Source organism: Spirillospora sp. NPDC049652 (assembly GCF_040675125.1).
Lineage (GTDB): Bacteria > Actinomycetota > Actinomycetes > Streptosporangiales > Streptosporangiaceae > Spirillospora.
Genome location: NZ_JBFAOF010000732.1, coordinates 1 through 3,822 on the forward strand (window position 1 = coordinate 1; position 3,822 = coordinate 3,822).

General features: G+C 68.2%; 5 protein-coding genes. 2 read left to right on the forward strand and 3 right to left on the reverse strand.

Annotated features, from left to right (window positions below):
- Nucleotides 1-247 precede the first annotated feature (247 nt).
- Nucleotides 248-1,039: a GntR family transcriptional regulator gene (locus AB0J52_RS31550; RefSeq protein WP_500186422.1), complete on the reverse strand. Its 792-nt coding sequence runs from the start codon at nucleotides 1,037-1,039 to the stop codon at nucleotides 248-250.
- An 87-nt stretch (nucleotides 1,040-1,126) separates the two neighbouring features.
- On the opposite strand from AB0J52_RS31550, the gene AB0J52_RS31555 reads away from it, so the two are divergent.
- Nucleotides 1,127-1,573 (forward strand): NUDIX hydrolase, encoded by a 447-nt coding sequence (locus AB0J52_RS31555; protein WP_500186423.1) that lies wholly within the window; start codon nucleotides 1,127-1,129, stop codon nucleotides 1,571-1,573.
- Nucleotides 1,574-1,582: 9 nt separating this feature from the next.
- On the opposite strand, the gene AB0J52_RS31560 is transcribed toward AB0J52_RS31555, so the two are convergent.
- Nucleotides 1,583-2,332 (reverse strand): alpha/beta fold hydrolase, encoded by a 750-nt coding sequence (locus AB0J52_RS31560; RefSeq protein ID WP_500186425.1) that lies wholly within the window; start codon nucleotides 2,330-2,332, stop codon nucleotides 1,583-1,585.
- A gap of 107 nt (nucleotides 2,333-2,439) precedes the next feature.
- On the opposite strand from AB0J52_RS31560, the gene AB0J52_RS31565 reads away from it, so the two are divergent.
- Nucleotides 2,440-3,324: a phosphotransferase family protein gene (locus AB0J52_RS31565; RefSeq protein ID WP_500186426.1), complete on the forward strand. Its 885-nt coding sequence runs from the start codon at nucleotides 2,440-2,442 to the stop codon at nucleotides 3,322-3,324.
- A gap of 32 nt (nucleotides 3,325-3,356) precedes the next feature.
- Here AB0J52_RS31565 and AB0J52_RS31570 read toward each other — a convergent pair.
- Nucleotides 3,357-3,822, reverse strand: a 466-nt coding sequence (locus AB0J52_RS31570) for a helix-turn-helix domain-containing protein (RefSeq protein ID WP_500186427.1), incomplete at its 5' end; no start/stop codon positions are given.

The following is a 3,822-nucleotide window of genomic DNA, read 5'->3' on the forward strand; positions in this document are numbered from 1 at the left end:
CTGACCGTCGTATTCTCATGTGCGTCCTCCTTGTGAGGATGGGCCGCGCGGCCGGGGGAGGGCTCCAATCCACACCCGGCCGCGCGGCGGCTTCTTCAAACGCCACCCGCGCAGAAGCGCGCGAGGCTTGCGTCGCGCCTGAATCCTGTCCGGTCTAGCGTTTCCCGAAAAGCGGAGATCAACTTGTCTAGACAAGTTCAGGTACTTGTATAGAAGAGCATCTGCCAGGCTGTCAACGGCTTTCGTGTCAGTGTGCGGGAAGGTCATAGGTCAGAACGTAGACATCTGATGACAAAACCGTGTCACAGACCTCGACGGGATTTCCGCTGGCGTCGAAAGCGGTCCGTATAAGCCGAAAGACAGGAATGCCAGGAGGAAGCCTCAGCATCTCGGCTTCGTCGGGAGTCGGCATGCGAGCCGACACCTCCTCTTCGAAGCGATCAAGGGTGTGCCCGAGATCTTCCAGTCTCGCGTAGATGCCGCCGGCCCCGGGGTCGTCGTCGCCGATCCGAGTGCCGCGGGCAATCGTCGCGGGAATGTGGGAGACGGCCGTCTCGACCGGGCTCCCGTTCAGGGAGTAACGGCGGCTGCGGACGATGACGGACTCGCCTTGCGCGAGCCGGAGGCGTCGGGCGATGTCGCCGTCCGCGACCTCCTCCCTGACGGAGATCATGTCCACGCTCGGCGCCGCCCCCACGGAGGCCGACTCCGCCAGGAACGCCGCCTTGCCCTCGCGGCGATGGCGACGGGCGAAACGGTCCGACGCGAGTCGGCGCACCTGAGGCCGGGGCCGGACGAAGACGCCCCGTCCGTGTTCGGGGACGACCAGGCCCTCGCTCTGCAGTCGTTGAAGCGCGTTGCGGACGGTCATGCGCGCGACGTCATAGTGCGCGGCCATCTCGGCCTCCGACGGAAGCTTGTCGCCCGCTGCGAGACTTCCGTTCTGTATGACTTCGCGTAGATGATCCGCGATCTGGCGGAACACCGGTTTGTCGCTGGTCGGGTCAAGCCCGCGCCGAAGTGCCCTGTGGTAGCTCAATCACGTCTCCGTTGCTCGGTCGGATTACGGCTAAGGTCAGGCTACAAGGGAGGAAAAGACGTGACAGATCATTCTCCAAGGCACTCGGTGAGCGTCGCGGGAGTCGTCGTGGACGATCACCGCAGGGCTCTGCTCGTCCAGCGGCGGGACAACGGCCACTGGGAGCCGCCCGGCGGCATTCTCGAACTCGAAGAGAACGTACCGGACGGCCTCAGACGCGAGGTGCGCGAGGAGACCGGACTGATCGTCGAGCCGATGGCGCTCAGTGGAATATATAAGAACATGTCGCGGGGAATCATCGCACTGGTATTCCGGTGTCGCGCGCTCGAAGGAACCCTCTCTCCTAACGACGAGGTCAAAGCGTTCCACTGGGCCACAAGGGATGAGGTGGTCGCCATGCTGGACGAGGCCTATGCCGTCCGCGTTCTGGATGCCATGGACGCCGCCACGGCGTCCGTGGCGATCAGACACCATGACGGCGTCAGGCTCACCGACCGCCGGCCGCTGGCTCTTTCTGATGACACCCCTCAGTAGGGCGGCGTCCTAGGGCAGGAAGCGGTCGATCATGGAGAGCAGTTCGGGGCGGGTGGCGACGTCCTGGTGCTTGGTGCCCGGGAGGACGGCCAGTTGGGCGCCGGGGATGAGATCCCGCATCTCGGTGGCGTGGTCGAGGGTGACGAAGTCGGTGTCGCCGACGACGATCATCGTCGGCGCGGCGATGCCCCGCAGCCGCTCCTCCGGCCAGCCCTCGAACGTGTGCGCCGCCTCGGTGGCCTTGGCCATGAACGCCTCGAAGTGGTCAGGGTCCGGCGCGACCTTCGCGTAGGCCTCGTGCATCGCCCGGAAGTCGTCCTCGGACGGCATCCGCTCGGAGGTCGCCCACAGCTCCGGGTCGGTGATCTCCCGGTGGAAGCCGTCCGGCCGGAACGGCGTGGACGCGACCATCAGCGCCGAGATCCGCTCGGGGTGGGCCAGCGCGATTTGCAGCGCCGTGAGCCCGCCGAGGCTGAACCCGAACACCGCCGCGCGCTCGATCCCGAGGTGGTCGAGCAGCCCCCGGACGTCCTCGGCGAGCCCGCCCATGGTGATCGGACGGTCGACGTCGGCGGTGTGTCCGTGCCCCTGGAGCTCGGGCGCGATCACCCGGAACCTTCCGGCCAGCTCCGGCAGCATCGCCGCGAACGACAACTCGACCGTCATCACGCCACCGTGCAGCAGCAGGAGCGGGCTTCCCGTCCCGCGCTCCTCGTAGTACATGTTCAGCCCGTTCACCTGGGCGTATCCGGTGCTCATCGCTCCCCCTCCGGCTTGATTCGGTGATACCGACCGCGCCGGTCCGGGAAACTCATCGCCGCGGAAAACGCGTTGCCCGCCCCGGACGATCATGGTCTCGTGCCCGCATGGAAACCCTCGTCCGCGCCGTCCACCCCGAAGCCGAGATCGTCCGAGTGCTGCCGCGCACCGGGGGCGAGAGCGTCCCGGTCTTCGAGGTCGTCTGCGCGAACCCCGACGTCCGCCTGATCGTGAAGGTCCAGCCGGACGATGGGGGCTGGAAGATCGACAAGGAGCGCCACGTCTACGGACTCCTCCCGGCCGACGTCCCGGCCCCGCGAGTCCTGCACACTTCCCGCGACCCGCTGGCGGTGGTCATGACGCTGATGCCGGGCAGGCCCCTGTCGGAGGTCTCGGCGTCTCTTCCGCCGGATGCCCTGCATGGCCTCTACGGGCAGATGGGCCGGATCCTCGCGTCCGTCCACAAGCGCCGGATGGAGGCGTTCGGTTTCATCGTGGAAGGCGTCCGCGCACCGGTGACGACGAACGCCGAGTACATGACGCCCCTTCTCGAACGCCACCTGGGAATCTTCCGGAAGAGAGGCGGCGCCCCAGCCTTGGGCGACCGAATCGAACAACACGTGAACGCCCACGCCGACCTCTGGTCGGAATGCACGACCCCTGTTCTCTGCCACAACGACTTCCACGAGGGCAACATCCTGGTCGAGGAGGGGCCCGAAGGCTGGCAGGTCACCGCCGTCATCGACATGGAGAACGCGGTGGCCGCCGCGCCTCTCCTCGACCTGGCGAAGGCCGATTTCTACGCCCCGGCGCACAGCCGTCCCCATTTCCCCGCCCTGCTGGACGCCTACGGTCTCCCGAACGCCGCGGACGCCTACCCCCTCTACCGCCTCCACGCGGCCCTGGAACTCTGGGCCTGGTACGCCACCATCGGCAACACCCAGCCCCTCGAATCCATAGCGGAAGAAATGGCCGCGATGCTCGCCGGTTGACCGGAGGCCGCTCTTCCGCTCGATCCCGGGGGTCAGGTGCGGGTGAAGCGGGCTCGGTAGGCGGTGGGGGACAGGCCGGTGCGGCGGCGGACGTGGGCGCGGAGGTTGGCGGGGGTGCCGAGGCCGGTGGCGCGGGCGATCGCGTCCAGGCCGAGGTCGCCGTTCTCGATGAGGCGGCAGGCGAGGGTGACGCGTTCGGAGGTCAGCCAGGCCAGGGGAGTGGTGCCGAGCTCGGCCTGGAAGCGGCGGTGCAGGGTGGCGGGGCTGGTCGCGGCGCGGGCGGCGAGGTCGGCCACGGTCAGCGGACGGTCGAGGTGCCGCTGCGCCCAGGCCAGGACCGGCGCGAGGGACGTGTCGGGGAGGTCGGGCACCGGGCGGTCGATGAACTGGCGCTGGCCCCCGTCGCGGTGGACGGCGAAGACGAGGCGGCGGGCGACGGAGTTGGCGACCTCCGCGCCGTGGTCGCGCCGGACCAGGTGCAGGCAGAGGTCGATCCCG